Origin of the sequence: Pseudocoprococcus catus (genome assembly GCF_019734885.1) — a bacterium.
GTDB lineage: Bacteria > Bacillota > Clostridia > Lachnospirales > Lachnospiraceae > Coprococcus_A > Coprococcus_A catus.
Genome location: NZ_JAAXCM010000020.1, coordinates 148,800 through 175,609, shown reverse-complemented (window position 1 = coordinate 175,609; position 26,810 = coordinate 148,800). Strand labels below are relative to the sequence as shown.

Sequence of the window (26,810 nt, the reverse complement as noted above, 5' to 3'; positions counted from 1 at the left end):
TGATATTTTATTGTTTGATCGTTGAATCCTGCAATACGGCCGTTATACCATCCAATGCAGCCTGCTCATCCGGACCGTCACATTCAACACTTACAACATCCCCGCATTGAATACCGCTGGCAACAAGATTGAGTATACTGGCAGTATTGATCACATGATATCCGAAGATAATTTTTGATTCAGATTCAAACCCTGTTGCCGTATGTGATACAATCCCAGCCGGCCTGATATGCATACCGCATGGAATTGCAACCTTAACCTTCCTTTCAACCATATTCAATCATCCCTCCGTACAAATAGGATAGCCAATCTTCACACCTATCAAAACTATGAGAAACACGCTCCGCGAGTTTCTCAAGTTATCGCGGCAGTCGCCAAGGTCTCGTGCAAGCACGGACTTTGGCTCGTTGCTCGCGTAAAATAAAAACCTGCTGTACATAAAAATTATACAACAGATTTATTATACCATCTTTTTCAGGTAAAAACATCTTATTTTTCAAAAAAATTACAAAATAATTGGATATTATCAACTCTTTTTTATGAAAGATGCCTTGCATTTCGGGCAGGTAATACTGATCTTACCCTTTCCCTTCGGAATACGAATTTTCTGTTTGCAGGTCGGACATGTATAAATATGAAAATCCTTGCGCTGCGCCGCATAATATTTCTGCTTGCGGAACTTATTCAATATCGCATCTTTCTTCTCAAGGAACCTCATATTCTCCTCATAACGTTTATTGATATTCCGGGACAATGTTCTCGCGTATCCGATAATCAATAAAATCAATGTCAATGTATAAAACAGAGACTGTCTCGTAAAAATCTCAAGTACCATACTGATAATGGCCAATATGAAAATAAACTGATTCAGCTGATCGTTGCCGTAACGCCCAATCATGAACCGTTGTAACCGCTCTTTCATGAAATACCTTCTTTCGTTTAACTTCTATATTCTAAGGATAATAGTACAACAAAAATCCTCTCCGGTCAATGAAGGAAGTATATAATAATTATAAACAATTAAGAAACAAAAAGGCTGATACCGAAGTATCAGCCTCTCCTGTCACATAAAATTCTATTATTTGTTCTTCTTGAATTCTTCGATCATGATATCAAGAACTTCTGTAGCACCGCCAACGATACCTACATCTGCAACATCAAAGATAGGTGCATCTTCATCTTTGTTAACAGCGATGATATAACCGGAACCGATCATACCGGATACATGCTGTGTAGCACCTGAAATACCGAATGCAAAGTATACCTTTGGAGCTACGATCTTACCGGACTGGCCTACCTGATGTGCACGGCTGATCCAGCCAGATTCCATTGCAGGTCTTGTACAACCAACAACACCGCCAAGGATGTCTGCCAGTTCCTGTAATTTATCGAAGTTTTCCTTGCTGCCCATACCACGACCGCCGGCAACGATAACTTCTGCTTCTTCCAGATTAACGGATTCAGCGATTTCTTTTACAGCTTCTTTGATCTGAAGTTTGATTTGATCATCAGCAACTGTGATAGCTTTCTTAGCGATATCACCAGCTTTACCAGCTTCTGGCTCAAGTTTCTGAACAGAACCGCCACGGATAGATGCTACCTGAGGTCTTACGCTGTCGATAACAACGTCTGTCAGGATAGTGCCGCCATATGCAGGAACTGTAAATACGATATTGCCAGCTTCATCTAATTTAACACCTGTTGCATCACAAACTGAACCTGTAGCCAGTTTAGCAGCGATTCTAGGTACTAAATCTTTGCCTTTGCCAGTTGCACCTGTAAAGATTGCAGCTGGTTTAACTTCTGCAGCAATCTGAGCTACTGCATCTGCTACTGCATCTGCATTGTAAGCTTCAAACTGAGCGCCTTCAATTACGATTGCGCTGTCTGCACCATATTCGATTGCTGCCTTTGCAGCATTTTCACAAACTGTAACAGCAATAACCTTGCCGCCATTAGCTACTGATTTAGCAGCAGCGATATTTTCAAGGCTGACATTAACCGGCTTGCCTTCATCAAGCTCTAAAACAACAAGAACGTCTTTATATTCTGCGAAATCCATTGTAATTCCTCCTTAAATTAAAGTACTTTTGCTTCTGCAATCATAGCAAGCGCACGCATTGTAGAATCAGCAACAGTTTCTTCCTGAATCTTAACACCAGCCTGTTTCTTAGGTGGCTCATATAATTTAAGGACTTTTGTCAGAGAACCTGCTTCACCAACTTTAGCTGCATCCACTGCAAGATCTGCAGCAGTAATCTCGTTGATTGTAGCTTTTCTTGCAGCCATCTTTGTCTTGATAGTTGGGTATCTTGGATCATAATCAGGCTTCTGAATTGTTACAACACAAGGAGTAGCCAGATCAATTACATTGTAGCCTGTCTCTGTTTCCTGTTTAACAGTTACACCGCCTTCTGCAGGATTAACAGCGATAACATCTGTTGCAACGCCAACGCCGAGTTCAGAAGCAAGCTGTACACCAACCATACCTTTAGAGAAATCTGTAGCTTCTTTACCACAGAATATAATGTCAAATTTAGCGCCGTTGATTTCTTCAATCTTAGCAACGGCTTTAGAAAGGATATAAGCCTTAGCTGTTGTATCGGAACCTGCAAATGAAGCATCCTTAATCAGGAAAGCTTTGCCGGCACCTACAGCCAGACATGTTCTTAAAGCAGCTGTTGCATCGTCGTCACCGATTGTAGCGACTGTAACATTACCGCCATTATCTTCAATATATCTTTTAGCCATTTCCAGTGCATATGTATCAAATGCATTTACAACAGCCTCTACACCATTCAGATTTGGTGCACCTGTTGCAGGATCAAGCTTAACTTCAACGGAATCATCTGGAACCTGTTTGATCAAAACTAATATTTCCATAATTGTTATCTACTCCTCATTCTTTATAGCACAACTGGTGTGTAGTAAGTATCCTGCACACCAGTCATGTGAAAACTCTTTAATTTTTTCCTAAATGAATTTTAATCACAGGAAACCTCAGAATTTATCTTTTATTAATTGACAGGTATCAAGCCTGAAAATTATTTTGTAGCACCTAACCAGCCAGCGATAACCATACGCTGAACTTCGCTTGTACCTTCATAAATTTCTGTGATCTTAGCATCACGCATATGACGCTCGAATGGATATTCACGAGAGTAACCATTACCACCAACAAGCTGTACACAACGACGAGATACATCTGAAGCTGTTTCAGAAGCAACTAACTTAGCCATAGCTGCTAAGTGGCTGTGTGGTTCGCCATCCTGTTTAGCCTGAGCTGCACGGTAAACAAGCAGACGAGCTGCATCTACTTTAGCCTGCATATCAGCTAACTGGAACTGTGTATTCTGGAATTTCCAGATTGGTTTACCAAACTGTACACGTTCTTTTGTATAAGCAACTGTTTCGTTGATAGCTGCCTGAGCGATACCGATAGCCTGAGCTGCGATACCGATACGACCACCATCAAGTGTTGTCATAGCAACTTTGAAGCCTTTGCCCTGTTCGCCAAGAAGATTTTCCTTAGGAACGATGCAGTTATCGAAGTACAGTGAGCATGTTGATGAACCACGGATACCCATCTTCATTTCATGACCCTGAACTGAGAAACCTTCGAAACCTTTTTCGATGATGAAAGCGGAGATATCTTTGTTTGTGTATGGTCTTTCTTTGTAGTCATCTCTGTAAACCATAGCGAATACTACGAAGATATCAGCATACTGAGCGTTTGTGATGAAAACTTTGGAACCATTCAGTACCCAATGATCGCCTTCATCTTTAGCAACTGTCTTCTGCATAGCAGCATCTGTACCAGCGCCTGGCTCTGTTAAACCGAAAGCACCTAACTTCTCGCCTGATGCAAGAGCTGTAAGGTATTTCTTCTTCTGATCTTCTGAACCATATTTGTAAATAGGCCAGCTGCAAAGAGATTCATGAGCGGATAATACAACAGATGTTGTAGCACAATGAACAGCCAGTTCTTCGCAAACTGCGATGTAAGAAAGGTAGCTAAGTCCAGCACCGCCGTACTCTTCTGGGAAATACATACCCATCATACCCATTTCAGCAAGACCGTTACGAGCTTCCATAGGGAATTTTTCTTCCTCATCAATTTCGTGAGCTCTAGGAGCTACTTCCTTGACTGCATAGTCATGTAACATGTTGAGAATTTCCTGTTCTTCTTCATTAAAGTGAAAATTCATTACTATCCCTCCTAATGATTTAAAAGTAATTTATTTTGTATGTAGGTTGCTTCAACTGTCTTAAAACGGGTGCATTCATGTGAAAACGTTAACACTTTCACATGATTTTGCACTCAATATATAATTACTTAAATTACAGTTTGTAGCAAACTTTACCAGGGTTAAGGATCATCTTCGGATCAAATACTCTCTTGATGTCTTCCATCAGTTTCATCTGAGTTGGTCCAACAGATTTAGCAAGGTAATCAAGTTTACCTGAACCAATTGCATGTTCGCCGGATACCAGACCGCCTACTCTTGTAGCTTCAGCATAGATATCATCGAAGAATTCATCTGCTTTAGCCTTGAAATCAGCAACAGAGATCTTATCATCACCAATGATGTAAATATGAAGGTTACCATCGCCGGCATGACCGAAGGATTCAATTCTAAGACCGAATTTCTCGCCTACACCGTATACATACTCAACATATGGAGCGATCTTGTCCAGAGGAACAACAACGTCACATTCATCAAGCATTTCGAGACCATCTTTCCAGTTTGTCTCAGCTTTGATAGCTTCCAGGAATGAGCTTCTTGCTGCCCATGCATCTTTGATCTTTGCAGGAGTATCTGCTACAAGAACATCGATTGCACCAGCTTCAAGTGCGATTTCAGAAGCTTCTTCAATAATGTTGTCAAGTTCATCTTTAGTCTTGCCGTCAAATGTAACAAGCAGGTATGCACCAGCTTCTACACCATCGATCTTCTGAGGATATACGCTCTTGCCGATATATCTTTCAGACGCCTGAACAATTGCTTTCTCCATGAACTCGAGAGCCTGAGGATCAAGTCCGTTCTTCTTGAACTGAGGAACTGTACCGATACAATCTTCCAGAGATTCAAAAGGAATAACCAAACTGATAACTTCCTTAGGTGCAGGAATAATCTTCAGAGTCAGTTCTGTGATGATACCTAATGTACCTTCAGAGCCGATCATGAGATTTAACAGAGAATAACCTGAAGATGTCTTGGATACTGTGCTGCCGAAACGTGTAACTTCACCTGTAGGTAAAACAACTTCCATAGCACGAACATAATCTCTTGTAGCACCATATTTACATGCTCTCATACCACCGGCATTTGTAGAAACGTTACCGCCTAATGTAGCGAACTTTTCACCTGGATCTGGTGGGTACATAAGGCCTTTGCTTACGCAGTCTTCAGCCAGGTCATTCAGAAGAACACCACACTGAACTTTAACTACGAAGTTGTTAAGATCATATTCAAGGATCTTGTTCATCTTAGTTGTATTGATAACAATACCTCCAGCGATTGGAACACAAGCACCTACAAGGCCTGTACCTGCTCCTCTTGCTGTTACAGGAATGTTGTTTTCATAAGCAATCTTCATTGCTGCTGCAATCTCTTCTGTAGAAACAGCATCAACTACTAATTCAGGCATAGCCTTACCATAAATTGACATCTCGTCGTGAGAAAAGTCTTCGTTGATATCAGCGCCAGTATAAACTCTGTTAGGAGCAACGACAGCTTTAATCTGTTCAACGATTTCCGGAGTCACTTTGCTATACTCACTCATTTTTACTTCCTCCTACTTTTTTAAAATGGGCACAAGTTTCTGTACCATTGGCCCTACCACTTACGTCTATTATTATAGAATATTATTTCCAATTTGTCTAGTGAATTTTATTAATTTTGTCTTCTTTTTTAAGAGTTCATATTCCCATTCCATATAATTTACACATTTCTTACTTTCACATCTACGTAAACATGTCGGTTTTGTCATGTTTTTAAAGGGTTTTCTTCATCTAAGGTTAACAATAACGGTTAACCGTCAATGTAGGCATATATGTATTCAAAATGGACCTTCAATGCCTTTAATCCCTTGCTTTCGTCCTTCTCCCGAAGTGCTTCAACCATCTGTCTGTGGGCTGACATAAGTCCTTCACTGTTGCTCCCGTCACTCAGGATCTTCGCACGCATATCTTTGATGAAGACATCCATCACCTCCGTCAGTGCCTGAAGATTATCTATGATAAACCGATTGCCGGATGCAGCTGTGATGGTGTAATGAATCTTCTTATCATAATAAGCTTTCTGTTCCTCACCCGGTGTCTGTTCCAGCATTGACATATAATACTCAATATCCGTCTGCTGTTCTTCTGTGATATTCTTCATCGCCAATGACAGTGCCTGCGTCTCCAGTGCATATCGAAATTCACTGATTTCTCTGAAAGTTCCTTCTTCCAGGATAAACATGAGTGTCATAACTTCAATTAATGTCTTCTCAAAATTATCTGAAATAAAGTTCCCGGCCCCCTGCTGGCTGGAGATAACTCCCATACGTTCAAGGATGCCGAGTCCTTCTCTTACAGAATTCCTGCTGGCACCGAGAAGTGCCGCAAGTTCACGTTCCGGCGGAAGCTTATCCCCCTTCTTATAAGAACCCTGCATGATCTGCCGCTCAACATAATTTATAATTTTCTCATATGCCCGTTCACTTGTCTCCATTGATCTATTACCTCTGCCTAAGCATATCCCGCATAAAAATTACTGATTTCTTTATAATTATATCAGAAAATGTACAATTTCACAATAACAAGTCAGACACTTTCACTAAGATTCCCAATATAATGGATAGGAAATAATCGCTTTAAATAAATCTCCGTCAATCACAATATCCAGATGGCCGCCGCAGGCTTCCGAAAAACTTTTAGCAATAGCCAGCCCCAGTCCATGTCCCTCTGTTGTTCTATTGACATCTCCTCGCTGGAACCGCTCAACAATCTTATCTGCAGTAAAATCCATCTCATAAGATGCAATATTTTTTATTTCCGTCACGACCTTTTGGTCTTCCACGCGTGCTTCCACAAAAATACGTGTTCCTTCCATAGAATATTTAAGAGCATTCTCAATCAGATTCTGGTAAACACGGTACAATCGCTTGCCGTCACCACTGATATAAAGGGATTCTTCCGGCAGTACAGTCTTAATGGTACGCCCGCTGCTGATGATACGATCCTCCATATCCCCCAATGTCTGCTGAAGAAGTTTTACCATATCCAGCTTCTCCAGAACAAGTTCAGCATTACCGCTGGTAGCTTTTGAGATTTCAAAAAGATCCTGGATCATTTCCTTTAAATGCTCAGACTTCTGCGAGATGACACTGACATAATCCTGGGCTTCCGGGGACATATCCTCTTTTTTCAGCAGATCAATATATCCGATAATCGATGTCAATGGTGTTTTAAGATCATGAGATACATTCGTGATCAGCTCTATTTTCATCTGTTCGCTCTTAATTTGACGCTTCACACTTTTATCCAGACTTTCGTTAACCTTTTCAAGATCACATCCTGCCTCATAAAGCGGTGATGTCTCAGAAATGTTGACCGGGCGCACTTTCTCTCCCATAGAAAGGTGATGCAGTTCCCTGATAATTTCACCTACATTCCGATAAAAACCTCTCTGCCTTATAAAATAGACGATATTGATGATCAGCAGGATAAGTACAAGGATACCGCTATTGGCAAAAAGTACAGCCCAGATGATAAAAAGATTGCCGCCTACAATCAAAATTGTGCAAATGAGCTGTTTTTTTTCATAATCCAGAGAATGTTCATATTCTGCTTTTAAAGAGACAATACCTTCTCTGAATTTGTCATATAATTTTTTTACAGGATTTTTCTTTTTGACTTTCTGTTTTTTTTCGTGTTTTGGAAAAACAGATCGGATCCACAACATCCTGCGTTTCTCCCGATCCTTCATGCGCCGGATAAATATAGCATAGCAGCTGACCACAACAAATGCTTCAGGCAGCACCAGCACCAAAAACAAAAGCTTTCTCAGTCTTGAGATTGCAGGATAGGCCCAGCTCCAGGACTCATATAAACCGGCAATCCAGGCAAAGGCAGCCATTGTACAGGTGACAATAAAAACCTCCAGCCAAAATAATGTATCTGTCTTAAAGCTGTCAAAAATAGTCAAAGAAGACCATTCTCTGCTATCCGACTTTAGGCTGACCGTCAACATGATGCCTGCTGCAACCGTCACAAGAAAACCGACATAAATAATGACATCTCCATAAAAAGAGCTTATTAGATTTCCGCCGGCAATTCCAAGGAGTACATCCAATCCGAAAACCGTCAGTATAAACCAGCCTTTTACCCCTTTAATATTTGCTGTCATCTTTTTCAATTTTGTATCCAATGCCCCACACCACCTTCAGATATTTTGGCTGTTTCGGATTAATCTCTATTTTTTCACGGATTCTCCGAATATGTACCATGACCGTATTTTCAACAGAATACGCCGGTTCCTGCCATACTCTTTCATAAATTTCTTCTGCTGGAAAAACTCTGCCCGGATTGCTCATCAGCAATTCCATGATCTTGTACTCTGTTGCTGTCAAATGGACAGTCTCGCCATTGACATTCAGCTCTTTTGCATGCTTGTCCAGATAAAGATCTCCGATACGAATACTGTCCTGCATACTTTCCGAATTCATGGCACCAAGCCGCATATATCGTCTGAGCTGAGCCTTCACTCTTGCGATCATCTCCTGGGTATTAAAAGGTTTACTGATATAATCATCCGCTCCCATGGATAATCCCAGCACTTTGTCTGTTTCCTCGGTCTTCGCTGATAAAATAATAATCGGGATATTGTTTGTCTCCCGGATTTTCATAACCGCCGCAAGACCATTCATCTTCGGCATCATAATGTCAATCATAATCAGATGCACCACATTGCCCACAAGCATGTCCATAGCTTCAAGCCCATCATAAGCCTTCAATGTTTTGTAGCCTTCCAGCTCCAGTATTTTTGAAATGACTCTGACAATTTCTCTGTCATCATCCACAATAAGTATTGTCTGCTGTTCCATACTCTGCCTCTCTAATTCATATGCCAGTTTTTTGATATTTATGATTCTATCGTAAATTTCTGAAAATAATGCCAGTTATTTCTTTCAGTTTTCTTACAGTTAAGTTCGTCTGTCTTTTCTTTGCTCTGCATATCTGACGATACCTACTGATTTTAACCTTTATGATAATTTATTATATCGAATGACCACTTATATCGCAAATACTAAGATCGATTTCAGAAAAAAAGGCGGATGCCTTTCGACATCCGCCTTAATTCAAGTATTCTGCATTGACCGCAATTAACAGATTGCGTGCTTTGGACACACTTCTGCACATGCTCCGCAGTTTGTACACTTGTCATAATCAATTGATGCATTGAAGTTTGTAACATGAATTGCATCATGTTCACATGTCTTCACACACTTCATACAGCCAATACAGCTTGTCTTGCAGACTTTCATTGCTTCTGCACCTTTATCTGTATTGACACAAAGTACATGATGTTTCTTCTCAAATGGTACAAGAGCAATCACATGCTTAGGACATGTCTTCACACAGATACCACAGCCAACACACTTGTCCTGATCGATCATAGCCAGACCGTCATGAACAATGATTGCCTTCTCAGGGCAAACAGCTGCACAGTCACCATGGCCAAGGCAGCCATATGCACATGTGCTGTCGCCGGCAAACATCAGGCTGACTGCCTGACATGTGTCAACACCATCATAGATCAGTTTCTGACCTGCATTGGCGCAAGTACCGTTACACTGTACAAGCGCAACCTTTCTGACCATCTCACCTGCTGCTTTGCCCAGGATTGTTGCACATTCTTCTGCAACATCCGGACCACCAGGAGAACAAAGACCGATTTCTGCTGTGCCGGCAGCAAGTGCTGCTGCATAACCATCACAACCAGAGAAACCGCAGGCACCACAGTTTGCACCCGGAAGTGCTTCTCTGACTGCTGCCTGTTTTTCATCAACAGGTACTGCAAACTGAATGGAAGCCCATGACAGAAGCAAACCTGCTACAATCGCGATAACCGCTACGATTAAAATACCATACATGTCCAATCCCTCCTATTTGAAAATGCCGTCTACAAGGCCACCAAAGCCAAGGAATGAACAAGCGACGATAGAAGCAGATACCAATGTAATTGGCAGACCCTGTAATGATTTAGGGATATCTGCTGTTTCCAGTCTGCCTCTGACACCTGCAAAAAGGACCATGGCAACAAGGAAACCAAAACCTGAACCAGCTGCATTAATCAGAGATTCAAGGTAGTTGTAACCAGAACTGATATTCAGAGTTGTAACACCAAGTACTGCACAGTTAGTTGTGATCAGAGGAAGGTATACACCCAGTGCCTGATAAAGAGGCGGCATGTTCTTCTTCATGAATGTTTCAATGAACTGAACAAGCGCTGCAATGATCAGGATGAATACAATTGTCTGTAAGTAACCAAGGCCAAAACGATCAAGTAAGAATGTCTGGATTGGCCATGTAACAGCTGTGGCAACAACCATTACAACGATAACGGCAGCACTCATGCTGACTGCTGTATCCAGTTTCTTGGAAACGCCCAGGAAAGGACAGATACCAAGGAATTTACTCAGGATATAGTTGTTTGTCAGAATGGCTGCAAGGAAAATTGAAAGTAAACCAGTAATTGACATTATTCACAACCTCCTTCTGATGCTTTCATACAGCTGGCAGCCTGTGGGCAATTACAGCATGATAATGTTGCAGGTTCTTTACCTTTACCTTCAGCAAGACGATTGAACAGTGCAATCAGCATACCAAATACAAAGAAACCGCCAGGTGGGAGGATAAGAATCAGCATTGGCTGAATTACAGAACCACTGTTGACAACAAATCCAAAGATAGAACCATTACCAATCAGCTCACGGATGGAACCCATCAGTACAAGAGCGATTGTGAAACCGATACCCATTCCAAGACCATCGAGAATGGATGGAAGGACTTTATTCTTGCTGGCAAAACTTTCTGCACGGCCAAGAATGATACAGTTAACAACGATCAGCGGCAGATAAATACCAAGCGCTGAATCCAGAGCTGGTACAAATGCCTTAACAAGCATCTGAATAATTGTAACGAAACCGGCGATGATTGTGATGAAAGCCGGGATACGTACTTTATCAGGAATAACATTACGCAGTAATGAAATAACAGCATTGGAACCGATCAGTACCAGTGTTGCTGCGGCACCCATACCAAGACCGTTAAAAGCCTGTGTTGTAACGGCCAATGTAGGACAGGTACCTAATACAAGACGAAGTACAGGGTTTTCTTTAATAAAACCGGCTGTCAGAATCTCGCCATAACTTTTCTCTTTTTTAGCCATTAGTTAGCACCTCCTACTACAGCATTATACTGTGCGATCGCATCATTGACATCATGTGTAACAGCACGTGATGTAATTGTAGCACCGGCTACTGCCTGAATTTTACCGCCGTCTTTTGCAACTGCAAAAGAACCGCCTTCAGGGATATCACCGATAAACTGAGCACGTCTCTCATCACCGGATGCATCTGTTGCGACCCATTTTGCACCAAGACCAGGTGTTTCATCAGAAGCTTCTGTAACTTTGACACCAACAACTTTGCCATCTGAAGAAATACCAACCATGGCAACTACCGCACCGCCGTAACCTTTGTTGGAGCCGGAGAATACATAACCTGCGCCATTCTTGGCTTCATAATATGTATAATCCACACCGTCAACGTTAACTGTTTTCTCATCAAAATCATCTGCATCCGGAAGAACTTCCTTACGGGAAGCAACATTCGCATCTGCCTGATTTTGTGCAATCTTCGCTTCTGTTGTATTGTTTGTCAGGAACAGAAGTGTTGTAATGACTGCTGCAATGACTAATAATTTAATTGTAGGAATACCAATCGTTTTAAAATTCATTACTTAGCCTCCTTTACAGTACCAAACGGTTTAGGAACTGTAGCTCTCTCAATCAGAGGAACGATGATATTCATCAGAACGATTGAGTAAGATACACCTTCCGGAAGGGAAGCAAATACACGGATAAGGCAAGTGATGATACCACAGCAAAGTGCGTAGATGAATTTGCCTTTATTCGTCAGAGGGCTTGTTACATAGTCTGTTGCCATGAAGATCGCGCCAATGAAAAGACCGCCGCAGAGGATCTGAGCAACAGGATCCTGTCCGAGGATTGCGGACAGAACAAATACTGTACCGATATAAGTAACAGGGATGATCGGGGAGATAACTTTTCTGGCGATCAGATAAATACCGCCGATCAAAAGTGCCAGGGCACTTGTTTCACCTAAACATCCAGGGATGTTACCAATGAACATATCCATGTATGATGGAAGCGCATCCACATTGCCTGTTGCAATGTTAGCAAGTGGTGAAGCCATTGCTGTTGTATCAGCTCCAAAGTTGCCTGATGGATACCATGTTGTCATCAGTACAGGGAAGGAGTTCATCAGAATGATACGTGCCAGCAGAGCCGGGTTAACGAAGTTCTGACCAAGACCACCAAACATCTGCTTAACCATAACAATGGCTACCAGACCACCGATAATCGGCACATAGATTGGTACACTTGAAGGCAGGTTGAATGCCAGAAGAATACCAGTTACGACTGCACTGAGATCACCGATTGTCTGCTCACGTTTCATGACTTTACGGCAGATATACTCAGCAATCACACAAGTTGCTACTGAAGCGATAACAATCACAGCAGCTCTCGGTCCGAAGAAATAAATTGATGCAATCAAAGAAGGAATCAATGCGATGATAACATCAAGCATGATATTCTTTGTTTTCACCGGACTCGAAATATGAGGGGATGAAGAAACAATTAATTTACCATCCATTATGTACACCTACTTTCCTGCATTACGAAGAATGGCTTTACCAATTCTCATAGACTGAACGAGTTTCCTGTTTGCTGGACATACGAATGCACAGCAGCCGCATTCCATACATGTCATGACGCTATATTTCTTCAGGTCGTCTACTCGCTTGTAGATTGTAGCCGCCTCAAGCTTTGTAGGCATCAGATTCATAGGACATGCATTAACGCAGCGACCACAGCTGATACATGCTGTTGGTTCAAGGGATTTTGCTTCTGCTTCATCGAAAGCAAGGAAAGCATTGTTCTGTTTCAGAACAGGGAAGTCATCGGTCATCAATGCAGTACCCATCATAGGACCACCACTAATCAGTTTGGCCGGTGTACCTTTGTATCCGCCACAGAATGCAATAATATCTTTAATCGGAGCACCGATCGGAACTCTGACATTCTTAGCTTCTGTAATTGCAGAGCCATCAACAGTGACACGCTTTGTTGTCAAAGGAATACCATTCTTCAGATAACCGCCGAGGAAACCTACAGATGCAACGTTCATAACGATGCATCCCACATCGGATGGAAGTTTGCCAGGAGGCACCTGACGTCCTGTACACTGTTCAATAAGAACTTTCTCAGCACCCTGTGGATAACGTGAAGGTAATGTCACAACTTCAACATTACTCATCTGTGCTGTCTTCTCCTGCATCAGTTTGATTGCTTCAGGCTTGTTGTCTTCGATACCGATTAAAGCCTTGTCGATACCGACATATTTCATAACCTGGCTGATACCGTAAAGAACGTTCTCATGGTTCTCCATGATTTCTCTGACATCGGCTGTGATATAAGGCTCACATTCTGCCGCATTGATGCAGAGATATTCAATCTTGTCTTTAGGATTTAACTTGATATGTGCAGGGAAACCGGCACCACCAAGACCTACAAGACCTGACTGTTTAACAGCTTCAATAAATTCTTCTTTTGAATTCACTACTGGTGGCTGAATAGCCGGGTCAACAGTCTGTTCACCATCTGTATCGATGACGATTGCCTGTGCCTTTGTACCATTCGGCATTAAAACTGTGTCAATTTTTTTGACTGTACCTGACACGCTGGAATGTATCGGCGCTGACATAAATGCAGTGCTTTCTCCCACAAGCGTACCTACAAACACCTGATCCTTTGCTTTAACGCATGGTGTACAAGGTGCACCAATGTGCTGTGACATAACGATAGTTACAGATGCCGGTACCGGCATCTCAACTGTCTCACAAGCACTGGTATGTTTTCTGTGAGGTACGGGTGCTCCAGGGCTTTTAACAAATCCTAAACTGCCAAGAAGTCCACTTGATTGTTTTGCCATTTGAATCCTCCTCTAGATATTTTTGGACTTGCGTCCGCAAAACTTTATTATATAAACCAGTCCACAGCCTCAACTGTGAGCCTGATTATATTCATTTAAAACATATCCCGAATCTTTGCCTGTAAATTCGAAGCTGTTCAGGACATCCGGATTATTGTACCAGATATTCTTGTCTGTATCAACAAAAATCGCATCAACACCATATTTTTCCGCCAGCTTCATGCCTTCATCCAGGCCTGACACAAAGCATGCTGTGGATAAAGCATCTCCCATCACACTGTCATCGCTGATGATCGTAACCTGCATCAAACCGCTGTCCGCCGGATAACCGGTCCGCGGATCCAATATATGATGATACCTCACGCCATCCTTCTCAAAGTAGCGTTCATAGTCACCGGATGTAGAAATCGTGGTGTCCGACAATGTCAGTACACCGATTGCCGAGTTCTCATCGCCCCGGGGATCCCTCAATGCCACTCTGAACTTGCTGCCATCCGGTTTCTTTCCATAGACATAAATGGAACTGCCGGCAGATATCATGCCGCCGGATGCATCTGAAGATGTCAGTATCTCCTTCGCCTGCTCAATAGCATATCCCTTGCCGATGGCGCCAAGCTCAATCTGAATATCCGTATTCTCTGTGGAAAGGATACCTGTCTCATCATTATAACGAAGCTGTGTATAATCCACTTTCTTCATGGCCTCGCGAATGTCTGCCTGGTCAGGGACCTCCATGGTTGACACATCAAAATCACTGTCCCCGAACCTGTCAAAATTCCAAAGCTGTGAAAGCGGTAAAACAGTGAGATCAAATGCGCCCTGACTATCTTTGCTGACCCGGAGTGCATCTTCCAGCACTTCCTTAATCTCAGACATATCTGTCTGATGTTCCGTATTAAACTTGTAAGCCAATGACCCTTCTTCCCTCCAGGAAAGAAGCCTGTCACATCCGTTGATTGCCTGTTCCGCCTGCTGCATAACATCATCGGCATCATCTGCAAACACTCTGATGTCAAAAACGGTTCCCATCGTAAAGATATAGGAAGAAGCCGTCCCATCATCTGAGGTACTGCTCTGCCCCGTGACTTGCTGACACGCTGTTAACTGAAAAACAAACACGATCAGAAATGCCCATGCACCAAGTCTTTTTCTCCATTTGCTGTTCAAAATATGCACCTCATTGTTACATTTTTAACACGTAAATTGTATAGTATACAAACCTTGTGTATACTATACACATTTTACTATGTAAGCCCGACAATTTCAAGCACACTTTACAAATTTTAAGTAAAAATGCAAAGTTTCATCATTAAATCACTTTTTTTCATGGACAAAATTAGTAATGCTTTCTTTCCATGTAATTCATATAACGCACAACCATCAGCGCAATCTCAAAGGTAATGGCATCTTCAAATACCCTCAGATCCAAACCTGTGGCCTTATTTACCTTGTCAAGGCGGTATACAAGCGTATTCCTGTGGATATACAATTGTCTTGCAGTCTCAGATACATTCAGGCTATTGTCAAAAAATTTACGAATCGTTAATAATGTTTCCTCATCAAATTCATCCGGTGTTGTGCCCGGAAAAACCTCATCCATAAACATTTTGCACAGCGGGATCGGCAGCTGATAAATCAATCGCCCAATGCCAAGCTTATTATATGCGATCACGGATTTCTCATCGTAGAAAATCTTCCCCACATCCATTGCCATTTTCGCTTCATTGTAAGATCTGGAAATATCCTTGATATTCTGCACAACGGTACCGTAGGCAATTTTGGCATTGATCATGGCTTCTGTATTCAACAGATCGACAATCGTTTTGGCCAGTTGATGCATCTCCTCATAAGTATCACGCTTTTCTAACTCTTTCACAAGAATAATATTCTCTTCATCCACCGCTGTAATATAAGCACCATGTCTGCCTGTAAATAAACTCTTCATCACTTCCATGGCATTGCTGTCACGATGTTTGTTTGTCTCAATGACAAATACCAGTCTTCTGGCCTCTGCTTCTATATGCAGCTTCTTTGCTTTATTATAAATATCCACCAACAGCATATTGTCCAGAAGAACATTTTTAATAAAATTCTCTTTGTCATACTTTTCCTTGTATGCGGACAATAAATTCTGGATCTGAAATGCCACCAGTTTACCGATCGTATAAATATCATCACCATCACCGTGAATCAGCATGACATATTCAACACTTGTGCCATCCATAATTTTAAAGTACTGATATCCCTGTACAACCTGAATTTCTGCAGGTGAATCAACAAATGCCAATACAGATTCTTTGTACTGCTGTGCATCCTCATTGGTAGCCGCAATCACATTGCCCTCTGTGTCCATCAGACACAGATCGGTTCTGGCAATGGATTTAACCCCTTCAATCGTACTTTGCAGCATCTGATTATATGCCATCTGCAACTCCTCCTTTTCTTCTGTTATCTGATTTTGAGCTGCTATAATCATAAACCATAAAAAGAGGGAATACAACCTGCATTCCCTCTAAAATTGTTAAAATTCTTTATCTAGTTGGTAATAGTCATCTGTGTCTCTTTGTCAAAGACATGGATCTTATTCACATCAAAAGAAATACTCATGATATCACCCGGTTTAGCCTTTGTACTTGGATGTTCACGGCATGTCACATCAAATCCATCCACTGTCAGATACAAGAACACCTCTGCACCCAGCATCTCAAATACACGTACACTTGCTTCTACCGTATTGTGTTCATGTGCGGCTTCATACTTCTCAGATGCAAAAACATCTTCCGGACGAATACCAAATGTCACTTCCCTACCGACATAATCTGCCAGTTTCGCTGCCCTCTCTGGTGTAAGGATCACTCTGTGATGATTACCATATTCAAGGAACAATTCTCCGCCTTCCTTAACAACTGTTGCATCAATGAAGTTCATCTGCGGTGAACCGATAAAGCCTGCTACAAAAAGATTGTCCGGATAATCATAAAGATTCTGAGGAGAATCCACCTGCTGGATCACGCCGTCTTTCATAACAACAATTCTTGTTCCCAATGTCATCGCCTCAGTCTGATCATGGGTAACGTAGATGATGGTAGATTGCAGTCTCTGATGAAGTTTTGAAATCTCAAGACGCATCTGAACACGCAGCTTCGCATCCAGATTGGAAAGCGGTTCATCCATCAGGAATACCTTCGGTTCACGGACAATGGCACGTCCCATTGCCACACGCTGTCTCTGTCCGCCGGACAGCAGCTTCGGTTTTCTGTCAAGCAAATGTTCAATATCAAGAATTCTTGCCGCTTCTCTTACTCGTTTATCAATTTCAGCCTTTGGCATCTTACGCAGCTTCAGACCAAATGCCATGTTATCATAAATGGACATATGCGGATACAGTGCATAGCTCTGGAATACCATTGCAATATCTCTGTCCTTGGGTTCTACATCATTGACTAATTTGCCGTCAATGTAAAGCTCACCTTTTGAGATTTCCTCAAGACCTGCAATCATACGAAGTGTTGTTGATTTACCGCAGCCGGAAGGACCAACGAAAATAATAAATTCTTTGTCTTCAATTTCAAGGTTAAAATCTTTAACTGCATTAAATCCGTTTGGATACACTTTATAAATATTTCTTAATGATAAACTTGCCATAAGCTCCTCCTCACAATCAGTATCGCTACTGCTTCATCGTCATAACTGTTATTATACTACAACACTTTTGACAAAAGAGCCATGGATGCTTTGTCCAAAGAAACTCCCGGAACTTTGTTGACTTTTCTCTTTTTCCAATTTTCTTTGCAGATTGAACAACATTTTTTAGTATTTTCTCTTTTTTCATGGTCAGTTTGGATGCAAAAAATACCTGTCAGATCAATCTGACAGGTATTTTGAGGTAATATAGCATTACGCTGTATATTTGTTGATATTTTTACATATTTTTGAACAGATTGACCATTTCAATTGCACTAACAGCAACATCATAGCCCTTATTGCCTGCTTTTGTACCGGCTCTTTCAATTGCCTGTTCAATATTATCTGTTGTCAGAACACCGAAGAGAACCGGAAGACCTGAAGATAATGAAACAGTTGCAATACCTTTGGATACTTCTGCACATACATAATCATAATGAGATGTAGAACCTTTGATAACCGCACCAAGGCAAAGGATCGCATCATATTTTCCTGTTGCAGCCATCTTCTGAGCAGCCAGAGGAATTTCAAATGCTCCCGGTACCCATGCCACATCAACATCGCTGTCAGCAACACCATGTCTTACAAGTGCATCCATGGCACCGCCAAGCAGTTTGGATGTAATAAATTCATTAAAACGTGCGCATACAATACCAATCTTCATGCCCTCTGCGACTAATTTTCCTTCTAATACGTTCATCTCTATACTTCCTTTCATTTTATATAAATAATTTATTTGTTATCCTTGTTGTCTTTTTTCGCCTGTTCTTCCTCTTCCAGTGTCATCGGATATGTCAGAAGATGGCCCATCTTCTCTTTCTTTGTTAAAAGATAGAAAGCATCATTTTTGCCTAATTTCATCTGGATCGGGACTCTTTCAATAATCTTCAGGTCAAAGGCTGCAATACCATCAATCTTTTCAGGATTGTTGGTCATCAGTCTCAGTTCATGAACACCGAGATCCTCAAGAATCTGGGAACCGATGGTATAGTCTCTCATATCTGCCGGGAAACCAAGCATAATATTGGCCTGAATCGTATCATATCCCTGATCCTGCAGTGCATAGGCTTTGATCTTGTTGATCAGGCCAATGCCTCGGCCTTCCTGTCTCAGATATAACAATACCCCTCGGCCTTCCTTTTCAATCATACGAAGTGCTGTCTGGAGCTGTTCACCGCAGTCACATTTCTGTGAGCCAAACGCATCACCTGTCAGGCATTCTGAATGGACACGACATAATACAGCCTTGCCATCGCCGATTTCACCCTTAACCAGTGCCACATGATGTTCACCATTCAGCTTGTTGATATAGCCATACATCATGAAATCGCCGTATTTTGTCGGAAGTTTTGCCTTTGCCACACATTCAACCAATTTCTCATGTTCTTTTCTGTATCGCTTGATCTGCGCAATTGTACAGATCTTCAAATCATGTTCTTCTGCAAATGCCAACAGATCATCTCTTCTTGCCATCGTGCCGTCATCCTTCATGATTTCACAGCAAAGACCAACTTTCTTAAGTCCCGCCATCTCCATCAGGTCAACAGTCACCTCTGTATGTCCCGGACGTTCAAAGATACCGCCCTTTTTGGCAACCAGTGGGAACATATGCCCCGGTCTTCTGAAATCTTCCGGTTTTGCACCATCTTCAACAACCTTCATGGCTGTCATGGAACGCTCAAAAGCAGAGATGCCTGTTGCTGTGTCTTTGTAATCGATGGATTCTGTAAATGCTGTACCATGATTATCTGTATTCACTGAGCACATCATATCCAGACCAAGTTTTTCCACATAATCTACGTGCATAGGCATACAAATCAGACCTTTGGCATAGGATGCCATAAAATTCACATTCTCAGGTGTTGCAAACTCTGCAGCACAAATCACATCTCCTTCATTTTCTCTATCTTCATCGTCCATAACCACAACAATTTTGCCGCCACGAACAGCCTCGATGACTTCCTCTACTGGATCAAATTCCTTCATTTCTATAATTCCTCCTACATAAATCCGTTTTCTGCCAGAAATGCTTCTGTAATGCCGCCGGAAGCCGTCTGTTTCTCTTCTTCCGCTTTGCCGAGTAATAATTTCTCGACATATTTACCAATGAGATCACACTCAAGATTGACTGTATCTCCCGGTTTTTTCTTAAGTAAAATGGTTTCTTCCCCTGTATGTGGAATAACAGATACCTTGAAACAGCTGCCATCCACATAGGCAATGGTCAGACTCACGCCGTCAATGGCAATGGAGCCCTTCTCTATCATATACTTCAGCAGATCAGGCTTTGTCTGTACAGTCACCCACACTGCATTATCTTCTCGTGTCATATCGGAAATTGTACCAGTTCCATCAATATGTCCGCTGACAATATGTCCGCCTAACCGGCTCATCGGTGTCAATGCACGTTCAAGATTCACCCGGCTTCCTGCATGCAGTGAAGAAAAATTCGTTCTTCTGACAGTCTCCGCCATCACATCCGCATCAAAATTATTACCGTGGATTGCTGTTACTGTCAGACAGATACCGTTAGTCGCAATGCTGTCGCCGACCTGAGTCCCTTCCAGTACTTTACCGGCACTCACCGTCAGCCGGTAAGATACCTTTCCCGGTACAAGCTGCTTGACTGTCCCGATTTCTTCTATAATACCTGTAAACATATCATGCCTCCTGTCTGATATAGCCAGTGATACATATATCATTGCCTATGTTTCTCGCTGTTATGCCTGTAAGCTGCCAGGCATCCGTGAGATGTTCAATTCCATTGCCGCCTACAGGCGTCCTTGCCGCATTGCCACCAATGATCATCGGTGCAATATACATCTGAACCTTGTCAATAATTCCAGACTCAAAAGCTGCCGCCGCAAGCGTTGCTCCACCTTCCAGCAAAATACTGTCAATCTGCATACGTCCCAGTTCTTCCGTCAGTTTCTTCAGATCCACATGGCCGTCTTTTTCTTCAATAATTAATATCTCAACACCTGCATTCTGCAGATCTCTGATTTTCTTCTCATCAGCTCTCGGCGTACATGCCACAATCGTTCTGATATCTCTGGCAGTTTTCACCAGTCTGGCAGTCATAGGAATACGCAATGCAGAATCAACCACAACCCTGATTGGATCCTTTCCTTCAATCAATCTGCAATTCAGCATCGGATCGTCATCCAGAACTGTCTGTGAACCAACCATGATCGCCATATACTGATGTCTGAGTTCATGCACTTCCCGCCTTGACGCTTCGCAGGAAATCCACTGTGATTCTCCTGTTGATGTTGCAATCTTTCCGTCCAGTGACATTGCTGATTTATACAGAACAAAAGGCTCTTTGTTCACAATATATTTCATAAAAATCTCATTGAGTTTGATGCTTTCTTCTGCAAGAACACCGGTCTTTACTTCGATACCGGCATTGCGGATTTTCTCAATTCCCCGTCCTGCCACCAGAGGGTTCGGATCAAGGGCACCGACAACAACACGTCCGATCTTTTTCTCAATGATCTTATCCGCACAAGGCGGTGTCTTGCCATAATGAGAACACGGTTCCAGCGTGACGTAAATGGTTGCTCCTGTTACATCCTGATCACCGGCATCCTTAAATGCCTCAACCTCAGCATGTCCCTGACCGCAGCAATGATGATAGCCCTTTGCGATCACCTTGCCCTCTTTAACAATCACGGCACCCACCATTGGATTAGGGTTTGTATAACCACGCCCAAGCTTTGCCATATCAAGCGCCATCTGCATATACTGACGATCTTCCTGATCTCTGTCTGTCATATTCTTCAACCCCTTATCATCTACGTTATAATTTATAGAAAAAATTTCCTGCGAAACGATAAAATGCCCCTGAATCTATTCTTCAGAGGCATCACAACTTACATTCAATTGCGCAGTGCGCAGTCAACTTGCAACAAAACTGTATGTACCGGATGTACATACAATGCGATAATAAAAGAAATGCTCCGGTCAATATACACTAACCAGAGCAGTCAATAAATTCAGTCACAAACTTACGTCAATTTATCTTCTTTCATCCAGACTATACTGTCGGCTTCGGACTCTCACCGAATCAACCTCGCGGCTCGTGGGCTTTACCACCGGTAGGGACTCTCACCCTGCCCTGAAGATTCTATTCATTTTCCTGTGTTATTATACCTCATTATTACCCTTCATACAAGTCTTTTTTGTGAATTTTTACAATTATTCGAAAATTTTTTCAAAAATACAAACAAAACTGGCAAATCTTTCGACTGCCAGTCCTGTTCATTACTTTTAAATCATTTTAACTTTAGGGAGTTTTTTTGTTTTCACATGAATTAATTTTTATATTATCAGTGATGCAATTATCTGAGTAATGCACCTGCGATAACCATCTTCATAACTTCAGATGTACCTTCATAGATCTCTGTAATCTTAACATCACGAAGTTTTCTTTCAACACCGTATTCACGGCAGTAGCCATAGCCGCCCATGAACTGAACAGCTGCACGGCATACATCGTTAGCAACATCAGATGCAACCAGTTTTGCTTCTGCTGCATATACATTGTATGCTTCGCCATTGTCTTTAGCTGTAGCTGCACGCCATGTCAGGAGACGAGCTGCATCAATTCTAGCCTGTAATTCTGCAAATCTGAACTGTGTATTCTGGAATGCAGAAATTGGTTTACCAAACTGTTTTCTTTCTTTGCAGTATGCGATTGCTTCGTCTAAAGCGCCCTGAGCAAGACCTACAGACTGAGCTGCAATACCGATACGGCCGCCGTCAAGTGCTTTCATAGCAATCTTGAAACCTTTGCCTTCGCCACCAAGTAAATCAGCAGCAGGTACACGTACATCTGTATAAACAACTTCTGAGTTGGATGCACCGCGGATACCCATACGTTTGATATCTGGCTGTACGGAAATACCTGGTGTGTTTCTGTCAACAAGGAAAGCGGACATACCCTTGTGAGGGCCAGCTTCTTTATCTGTTAAAGCAAATACAAGGAATGTATCAGCAAATCCAGAGTTTGTTGTGAAAATCTTGCTGCCGTTGATGACATATTCATCGCCATCTTTAACTGCAACTGTTCTAGCACCTGCAACGTCAGAACCTGCATCTGGCTCTGTTAAACCGAAGCATCCAATCTTGCTGCCGTCAACCAGTGGACGAAGCCATTTTTCTTTCTGTTCAGGTGTTGCAAATTCTTCAATACTGGATGCACATAATGAAGTATGTACAGATACTGTAATACTTGTGCTGGCATCAACTTTGGAAAGTTCTTCCATTAAAAGAACATAGTTCATAACATCAAGGCCTGCACCACCGATTTCTTCTGAGAATGGAATACCAAACATACCCAGGCTCTGCATCTCATGGATGAGATCCATATCCATCTTCTCTTCTTCGTCCATCTTCTCAGCTGCTGCTTTTACGCGTTCCTGAGAAAACTTACGGTAAAATGCCTGCATTTCTTTCTGTTCTTCTGTTAAATTAAACCCTATCATTGCTTATAACCCCTTTCAGTTTGTTGAAGCATTTTTAGCTTACTAATACTTTGTGTGCTAATTATATCCTAGCTAACTATTTATGTCAATAACTAAATTGTTGATTTTTTGATTTTCGCAAATTGCACAAAAAAAGACCAGAAATCTTGTGACTTCTGGTCTTTTTTTATTACATATCTTCAAAACTGCATATCATAAAACACTCTGCCATAGAACCGCTCTCTTAACTCTGGCTCTTTTCGGGTATGTTCTCTTCGCTCCGCTCTGAGAACGACCTTCGAACTAAACTCAGTCTCCACTGCGTTCCGCCTTCGTTAAGGTCTCAGGTCAAGCCCTCGACCGATTAGTAACAGTCAGCTCCGGACATTGCTGCCCTTCCACCCCTGCCCTATCTACCTCGTCGTCTTCAAGGGGTCTTACTTCTTTCGAATGAGAGATCTTATCTTGAGGGGGGCTTCACGCTTAGATGCCTTCAGCGTTTATCCCTTCCAGACTTGGCTACTCTGCCGTGCACCTGGTGGTGCAACAGATACACCAGTGGTCCGTCCATCCCGGTCCTCTCGTACTAAGGACAGCTCCTCTCAAATCTCTTACGCCCGCGCCGGATAGGGACCGAACTGTCTCACGACGTTCTGAACCCAGCTCGCGTACCGCTTTAATGGGCGAACAGCCCAACCCTTGGGACCTACTCCAGCCCCAGGATGCGATGAGCCGACATCGAGGTGCCAAACCACTCCGTCGATGTGAACTCTTGGGAGTGATAAGCCTGTTATCCCCAGGGTAGCTTTTATCCGTTGAGCGATGGCAATCCCACTTTATACCACCGGATCACTAAGTCCTACTTTCGTACCTGCTCCACCCGTCGGTGTCGCAGTCAGGCTCCCTTCTGCCTTTGCACTCTCCGAATGGTTTCCAACCATTCTGAGGGAACCTTTGAGCGCCTCCGATACCCTTTCGGAGGCGACCGCCCCAGTCAAACTCCCCGCCTGACATTGTCCGCCTGCCGGTTCACGGCAGCTCGTTAGAAACCTGGCATCACAAGGGTGGTATCCCAACAGCGGCTCCTTAATGACTGGCGTCATTAATTCTCAGCCTCCCACCTATCCTGTACATGTCATACCGGGTCCCAGTATCAAACTAGAGTAAAGCTCCATGGGGTCTTTCCGTCCTGGCGCAGGTAACCAGCATCTTCACTGGTATTTCAATTTCACCGGGTGTGTTGTCGAGACAGTGCTCAAATCATTACGCCTTTCGTGCGGGTCGGAACTTACCCGACAAGGAATTTCGCTACCTTAGGACCGTTATAGTTACGGCCGCCGTTTACTGGGGCTTAAGTTCAAAGCTTCGCCTTGCGGCTAACCTCTCCCCTTAACCTTCCAGCACCGGGCAGGCGTCAGCCCATATACCTCACCTTTCGGTTTCGCATAGACCTGTGTTTTTGCTAAACAGTTGCTTGAGCCTTTTCTCTGCGGCCCATTTCTGGGCGCCCCTTCTCCCGAAGTTACGGGGCCATTTTGCCGAGTTCCTTAACAACACTTCTCCCGCCGGCCTTAGGATCCTCTCCTCATCCACCTGTGTCGGTTTACGGTACGGGTACATATGGCGCAATAGCGGCTTTTCTTGACAGCATGTATCCGGACTTCGCTACTTATATTTCGCTCCCCGTCACACCTCTGGCTTGTTGCGCGGATTTGCCTGCGCAACGCCTCCTGTGCTTGGGCCGGTCTTTCCTTTCCCGGCTTCCGTTAACACCCCGTGTCCCCACAGTTCTGACCATATGCAGTACAGGAATCTCCACCTGTTGTCCATCGGCTACGTCTTCCGACCTCGCCTTAGGCCCCGACTTACCCAGGGCAGATCAGCTTTACCCTGGAATCCTTGGATATTCGGCCAATAGGATTCTCACCTATTTCTCGCTACTCATTCCGGCATTCTCTCTTCAATGCAGTCCACTGCTCCTTACGGTACAGCTTCTTCCCGCATTCAATGCTCCTCTACCAACCTTGCGGTTCCGCAGCTTCGGCAGCATGTTTCAGCCCCGGACATTTTCGGCGCAGGACCTCTCGACTAGTGAGCTATTACGCACTCTTTGAATGAATGGCTGCTTCTGAGCCAACATCCTAGTTGTCTTAGAGATCCCACATCCTTTTCCACTTAACATGCATTTTGGGGCCTTAGCTGGCGGTCTGGGCTCTTTCCCTTTTGACTGCCCAACTTATCTCGTGCAGTCTGACTCCCTTAAATCAAGTATACGGCATTCGGAGTTTGATAAGCTTCGGTAGGCTTTGACGCCCCCTAGGCTATTCAGTGCTCTACCTCCGTTACTCTTTTAAGAGGCTAGCCCTAAAGCTATTTCGAGGAGAACCAGCTATCTCCGGGTTCGATTGGAATTTCTCCCCTATCCACACCTCATCACCACCCTTTTCAACGGATGTGTGTTCGGACCTCCATTGTCTTTTACGACAGCTTCATCCTGGACATGGATAGATCACCCGGTTTCGGGCCTGCCCCATCCGACTTAACGCCCTGTTAAGACTCGGTTTCCCTCCGGCTCCGCACCTTAAGTGCTTAACCTCGCCGGATGTGGCAGCTCGCCGGACCGTTCTACAAAAAGTACGCGGTCGGACCTTAACGTCCTCCCACAGCTTGCAGACACAGGGTTTCAGGTGCTCTTTCACTCCCCTCCCGGGGTCCTTTTCACCTTTCCTTCACAGTACTATGCGCTATCGGTCACTGAGTAGTATTTAGCCTTGGAGGGTGGTCCCTCCGACTTCCCACAAGGTTTCACGTGTCTCGTGGTACTCTGGATCCTGTCCGCTGCCTTCCGTTTTCGCCTATGGGGCTTTCACCCTCTCTGGCCGGCTTTCCCAAAACCGTTCGGCTAACTTCCAGCTCACTTACGACAGTCCGTAACCCCGGTGTGCACGCACACCGGTTTGGGCTCTTTCCCTTTCGCTCGCCGCTACTCAGGAAATCGATGTTTCTTTCTCTTCCTCCGGGTACTTAGATGTTTCAGTTCCCCGGGTTCCCTTCATACACCTATGGATTCAGTGCATGATGACAGGAGTTCTTCCTGCCGGGTTCCCCCATTCAGACATCCGCGGCTCAATGGATATTTGCTCCTCCCCGCGGCTTTTCGCAGCTTATCACGTCTTTCGTCGGCTCTCAGTGCCAAGGCATCCGCCCTGTGCCCTATCTTGCTTGACCTTTTGTTCCCACACCATGTAGCGTCATGATGCGGTCGGTTCTATTTCTTCGATTTCATTGAAATCTGTAAATCTTTTCTTTTCGATGATTTACGGCTTGATGTGTTTCTGATATGCAGTTTTCAAGGTACATAGTTCATGG

23 protein-coding genes, 1 rRNA gene and 1 riboswitch are annotated in these 26,810 nt (G+C 43.2%); all 24 genes read right to left on the bottom strand.

The genetic code is table 11. From position 1 onward, the window contains the following. Positions 1-7 precede the first annotated feature (7 nt). The 24 genes from HED67_RS02790 to HED67_RS02675 all read right to left on the bottom strand — a co-directional run bounded on the left by HED67_RS02790 (position 8) and on the right by HED67_RS02675 (position 26,669). Positions 8-274, bottom strand: a complete 267-nt coding sequence (locus HED67_RS02790) for an HPr family phosphocarrier protein (protein ID WP_178439706.1) — start codon at positions 272-274, stop codon at positions 8-10. A gap of 252 nt (positions 275-526) precedes the next feature. Then, entirely contained in the window at positions 527-922 is a 396-nt protein-coding gene (locus HED67_RS02785) for a hypothetical protein (RefSeq protein ID WP_178439709.1), read from the bottom strand. A gap of 156 nt (positions 923-1,078) precedes the next feature. Then, positions 1,079-2,062: an electron transfer flavoprotein subunit alpha/FixB family protein gene (locus HED67_RS02780; RefSeq protein WP_178439712.1), complete on the bottom strand. Its 984-nt coding sequence runs from the start codon at positions 2,060-2,062 to the stop codon at positions 1,079-1,081. A gap of 17 nt (positions 2,063-2,079) precedes the next feature. Then, positions 2,080-2,883, bottom strand: a complete 804-nt coding sequence (locus tag HED67_RS02775) for an electron transfer flavoprotein subunit beta/FixA family protein (RefSeq protein ID WP_178439716.1) — start codon at positions 2,881-2,883, stop codon at positions 2,080-2,082. A gap of 161 nt (positions 2,884-3,044) precedes the next feature. Further along, entirely contained in the window at positions 3,045-4,208 is a 1,164-nt protein-coding gene (locus HED67_RS02770; protein WP_178439719.1) for an acyl-CoA dehydrogenase family protein, read from the bottom strand. Positions 4,209-4,341: 133 nt separating this feature from the next. Continuing rightward, positions 4,342-5,787 carry an FAD-binding oxidoreductase gene (locus tag HED67_RS02765; protein WP_221717454.1) on the bottom strand — a complete coding sequence of 482 codons (1,446 nt, stop codon included), beginning with the start codon at positions 5,785-5,787 and terminating at the stop codon, positions 4,342-4,344. Between the two features lie 248 nt (positions 5,788-6,035). Next, a complete protein-coding gene (locus tag HED67_RS02760; RefSeq protein ID WP_178439724.1) occupies positions 6,036-6,719 on the bottom strand; it encodes a FadR/GntR family transcriptional regulator in 684 nt (227 codons plus the stop codon). A 105-nt stretch (positions 6,720-6,824) separates the two neighbouring features. Continuing rightward, positions 6,825-8,417: a sensor histidine kinase gene (locus HED67_RS02755; protein ID WP_221717453.1), complete on the bottom strand. Its 1,593-nt coding sequence runs from the start codon at positions 8,415-8,417 to the stop codon at positions 6,825-6,827. Beyond that, positions 8,380-9,093 (bottom strand): response regulator transcription factor, encoded by a 714-nt coding sequence (locus tag HED67_RS02750; RefSeq protein ID WP_221717452.1) that lies wholly within the window; start codon positions 9,091-9,093, stop codon positions 8,380-8,382. Before HED67_RS02750 ends, HED67_RS02755 begins: the two co-directional genes overlap by 38 nt. Before the next feature lie 279 nt (positions 9,094-9,372). Further along, a complete protein-coding gene (locus HED67_RS02745) occupies positions 9,373-10,143 on the bottom strand; it encodes an RnfABCDGE type electron transport complex subunit B (RefSeq protein ID WP_221717451.1) in 771 nt (256 codons plus the stop codon). A gap of 12 nt (positions 10,144-10,155) precedes the next feature. Further along, positions 10,156-10,752, bottom strand: a complete 597-nt coding sequence (locus HED67_RS02740; protein ID WP_221717450.1) for an electron transport complex protein RnfA — start codon at positions 10,750-10,752, stop codon at positions 10,156-10,158. Next, positions 10,752-11,441, bottom strand: coding sequence for an electron transport complex subunit RsxE (gene rsxE, locus HED67_RS02735; RefSeq protein WP_221717449.1), 690 nt, complete (start codon positions 11,439-11,441; stop codon positions 10,752-10,754). Before rsxE ends, HED67_RS02740 begins: the two co-directional genes overlap by 1 nt. Further along, the gene (locus HED67_RS02730) at positions 11,441-12,010 is read right to left on the bottom strand and encodes an RnfABCDGE type electron transport complex subunit G (protein WP_221717448.1); all 570 of its coding nucleotides are present in this window, start codon (positions 12,008-12,010) and stop codon (positions 11,441-11,443) included. The genes rsxE and HED67_RS02730 overlap by 1 nt, the downstream gene beginning before the upstream one ends. After that, positions 12,010-12,951: an RnfABCDGE type electron transport complex subunit D gene (locus tag HED67_RS02725; RefSeq protein ID WP_221717447.1), complete on the bottom strand. Its 942-nt coding sequence runs from the start codon at positions 12,949-12,951 to the stop codon at positions 12,010-12,012. The genes HED67_RS02730 and HED67_RS02725 overlap by 1 nt, the downstream gene beginning before the upstream one ends. A 9-nt stretch (positions 12,952-12,960) precedes the next feature. Next, positions 12,961-14,289, bottom strand: coding sequence for an electron transport complex subunit RsxC (rsxC, locus tag HED67_RS02720; RefSeq protein WP_221717446.1), 1,329 nt, complete (start codon positions 14,287-14,289; stop codon positions 12,961-12,963). A gap of 69 nt (positions 14,290-14,358) precedes the next feature. Next, positions 14,359-15,456: an FAD:protein FMN transferase gene (locus HED67_RS02715; protein WP_178439744.1), complete on the bottom strand. Its 1,098-nt coding sequence runs from the start codon at positions 15,454-15,456 to the stop codon at positions 14,359-14,361. A gap of 169 nt (positions 15,457-15,625) precedes the next feature. Next, positions 15,626-16,714 (bottom strand): PucR family transcriptional regulator, encoded by a 1,089-nt coding sequence (locus tag HED67_RS02710; RefSeq protein ID WP_215632708.1) that lies wholly within the window; start codon positions 16,712-16,714, stop codon positions 15,626-15,628. A 110-nt stretch (positions 16,715-16,824) separates the two neighbouring features. Continuing rightward, the gene (locus HED67_RS02705) at positions 16,825-17,934 is read right to left on the bottom strand and encodes an ABC transporter ATP-binding protein (protein WP_221717445.1); all 1,110 of its coding nucleotides are present in this window, start codon (positions 17,932-17,934) and stop codon (positions 16,825-16,827) included. A gap of 277 nt (positions 17,935-18,211) precedes the next feature. Then, entirely contained in the window at positions 18,212-18,673 is a 462-nt protein-coding gene (gene ribH / locus HED67_RS02700; protein ID WP_178439753.1) for a 6,7-dimethyl-8-ribityllumazine synthase, read from the bottom strand. A 32-nt stretch (positions 18,674-18,705) separates the two neighbouring features. After that, the gene (locus HED67_RS02695) at positions 18,706-19,959 is read right to left on the bottom strand and encodes a bifunctional 3,4-dihydroxy-2-butanone-4-phosphate synthase/GTP cyclohydrolase II (protein WP_178439756.1); all 1,254 of its coding nucleotides are present in this window, start codon (positions 19,957-19,959) and stop codon (positions 18,706-18,708) included. 14 nt (positions 19,960-19,973) lie between these two features. Continuing rightward, positions 19,974-20,633: a riboflavin synthase gene (locus HED67_RS02690; protein WP_221717444.1), complete on the bottom strand. Its 660-nt coding sequence runs from the start codon at positions 20,631-20,633 to the stop codon at positions 19,974-19,976. Position 20,634: 1 nt separating this feature from the next. Beyond that, the gene (ribD, locus tag HED67_RS02685; RefSeq protein WP_221717443.1) at positions 20,635-21,750 is read right to left on the bottom strand and encodes a bifunctional diaminohydroxyphosphoribosylaminopyrimidine deaminase/5-amino-6-(5-phosphoribosylamino)uracil reductase RibD; all 1,116 of its coding nucleotides are present in this window, start codon (positions 21,748-21,750) and stop codon (positions 20,635-20,637) included. 241 nt (positions 21,751-21,991) lie between these two features. Continuing rightward, a riboswitch (FMN riboswitch) is annotated at positions 21,992-22,105 on the bottom strand. 211 nt (positions 22,106-22,316) lie between these two features. Then, positions 22,317-23,462: an acyl-CoA dehydrogenase family protein gene (locus tag HED67_RS02680; protein ID WP_246612083.1), complete on the bottom strand. Its 1,146-nt coding sequence runs from the start codon at positions 23,460-23,462 to the stop codon at positions 22,317-22,319. Between the two features lie 323 nt (positions 23,463-23,785). Then, positions 23,786-26,669: ribosomal RNA gene (locus tag HED67_RS02675) — 23S ribosomal RNA — on the bottom strand. Positions 26,670-26,810: the final 141 nt, after the last annotated feature.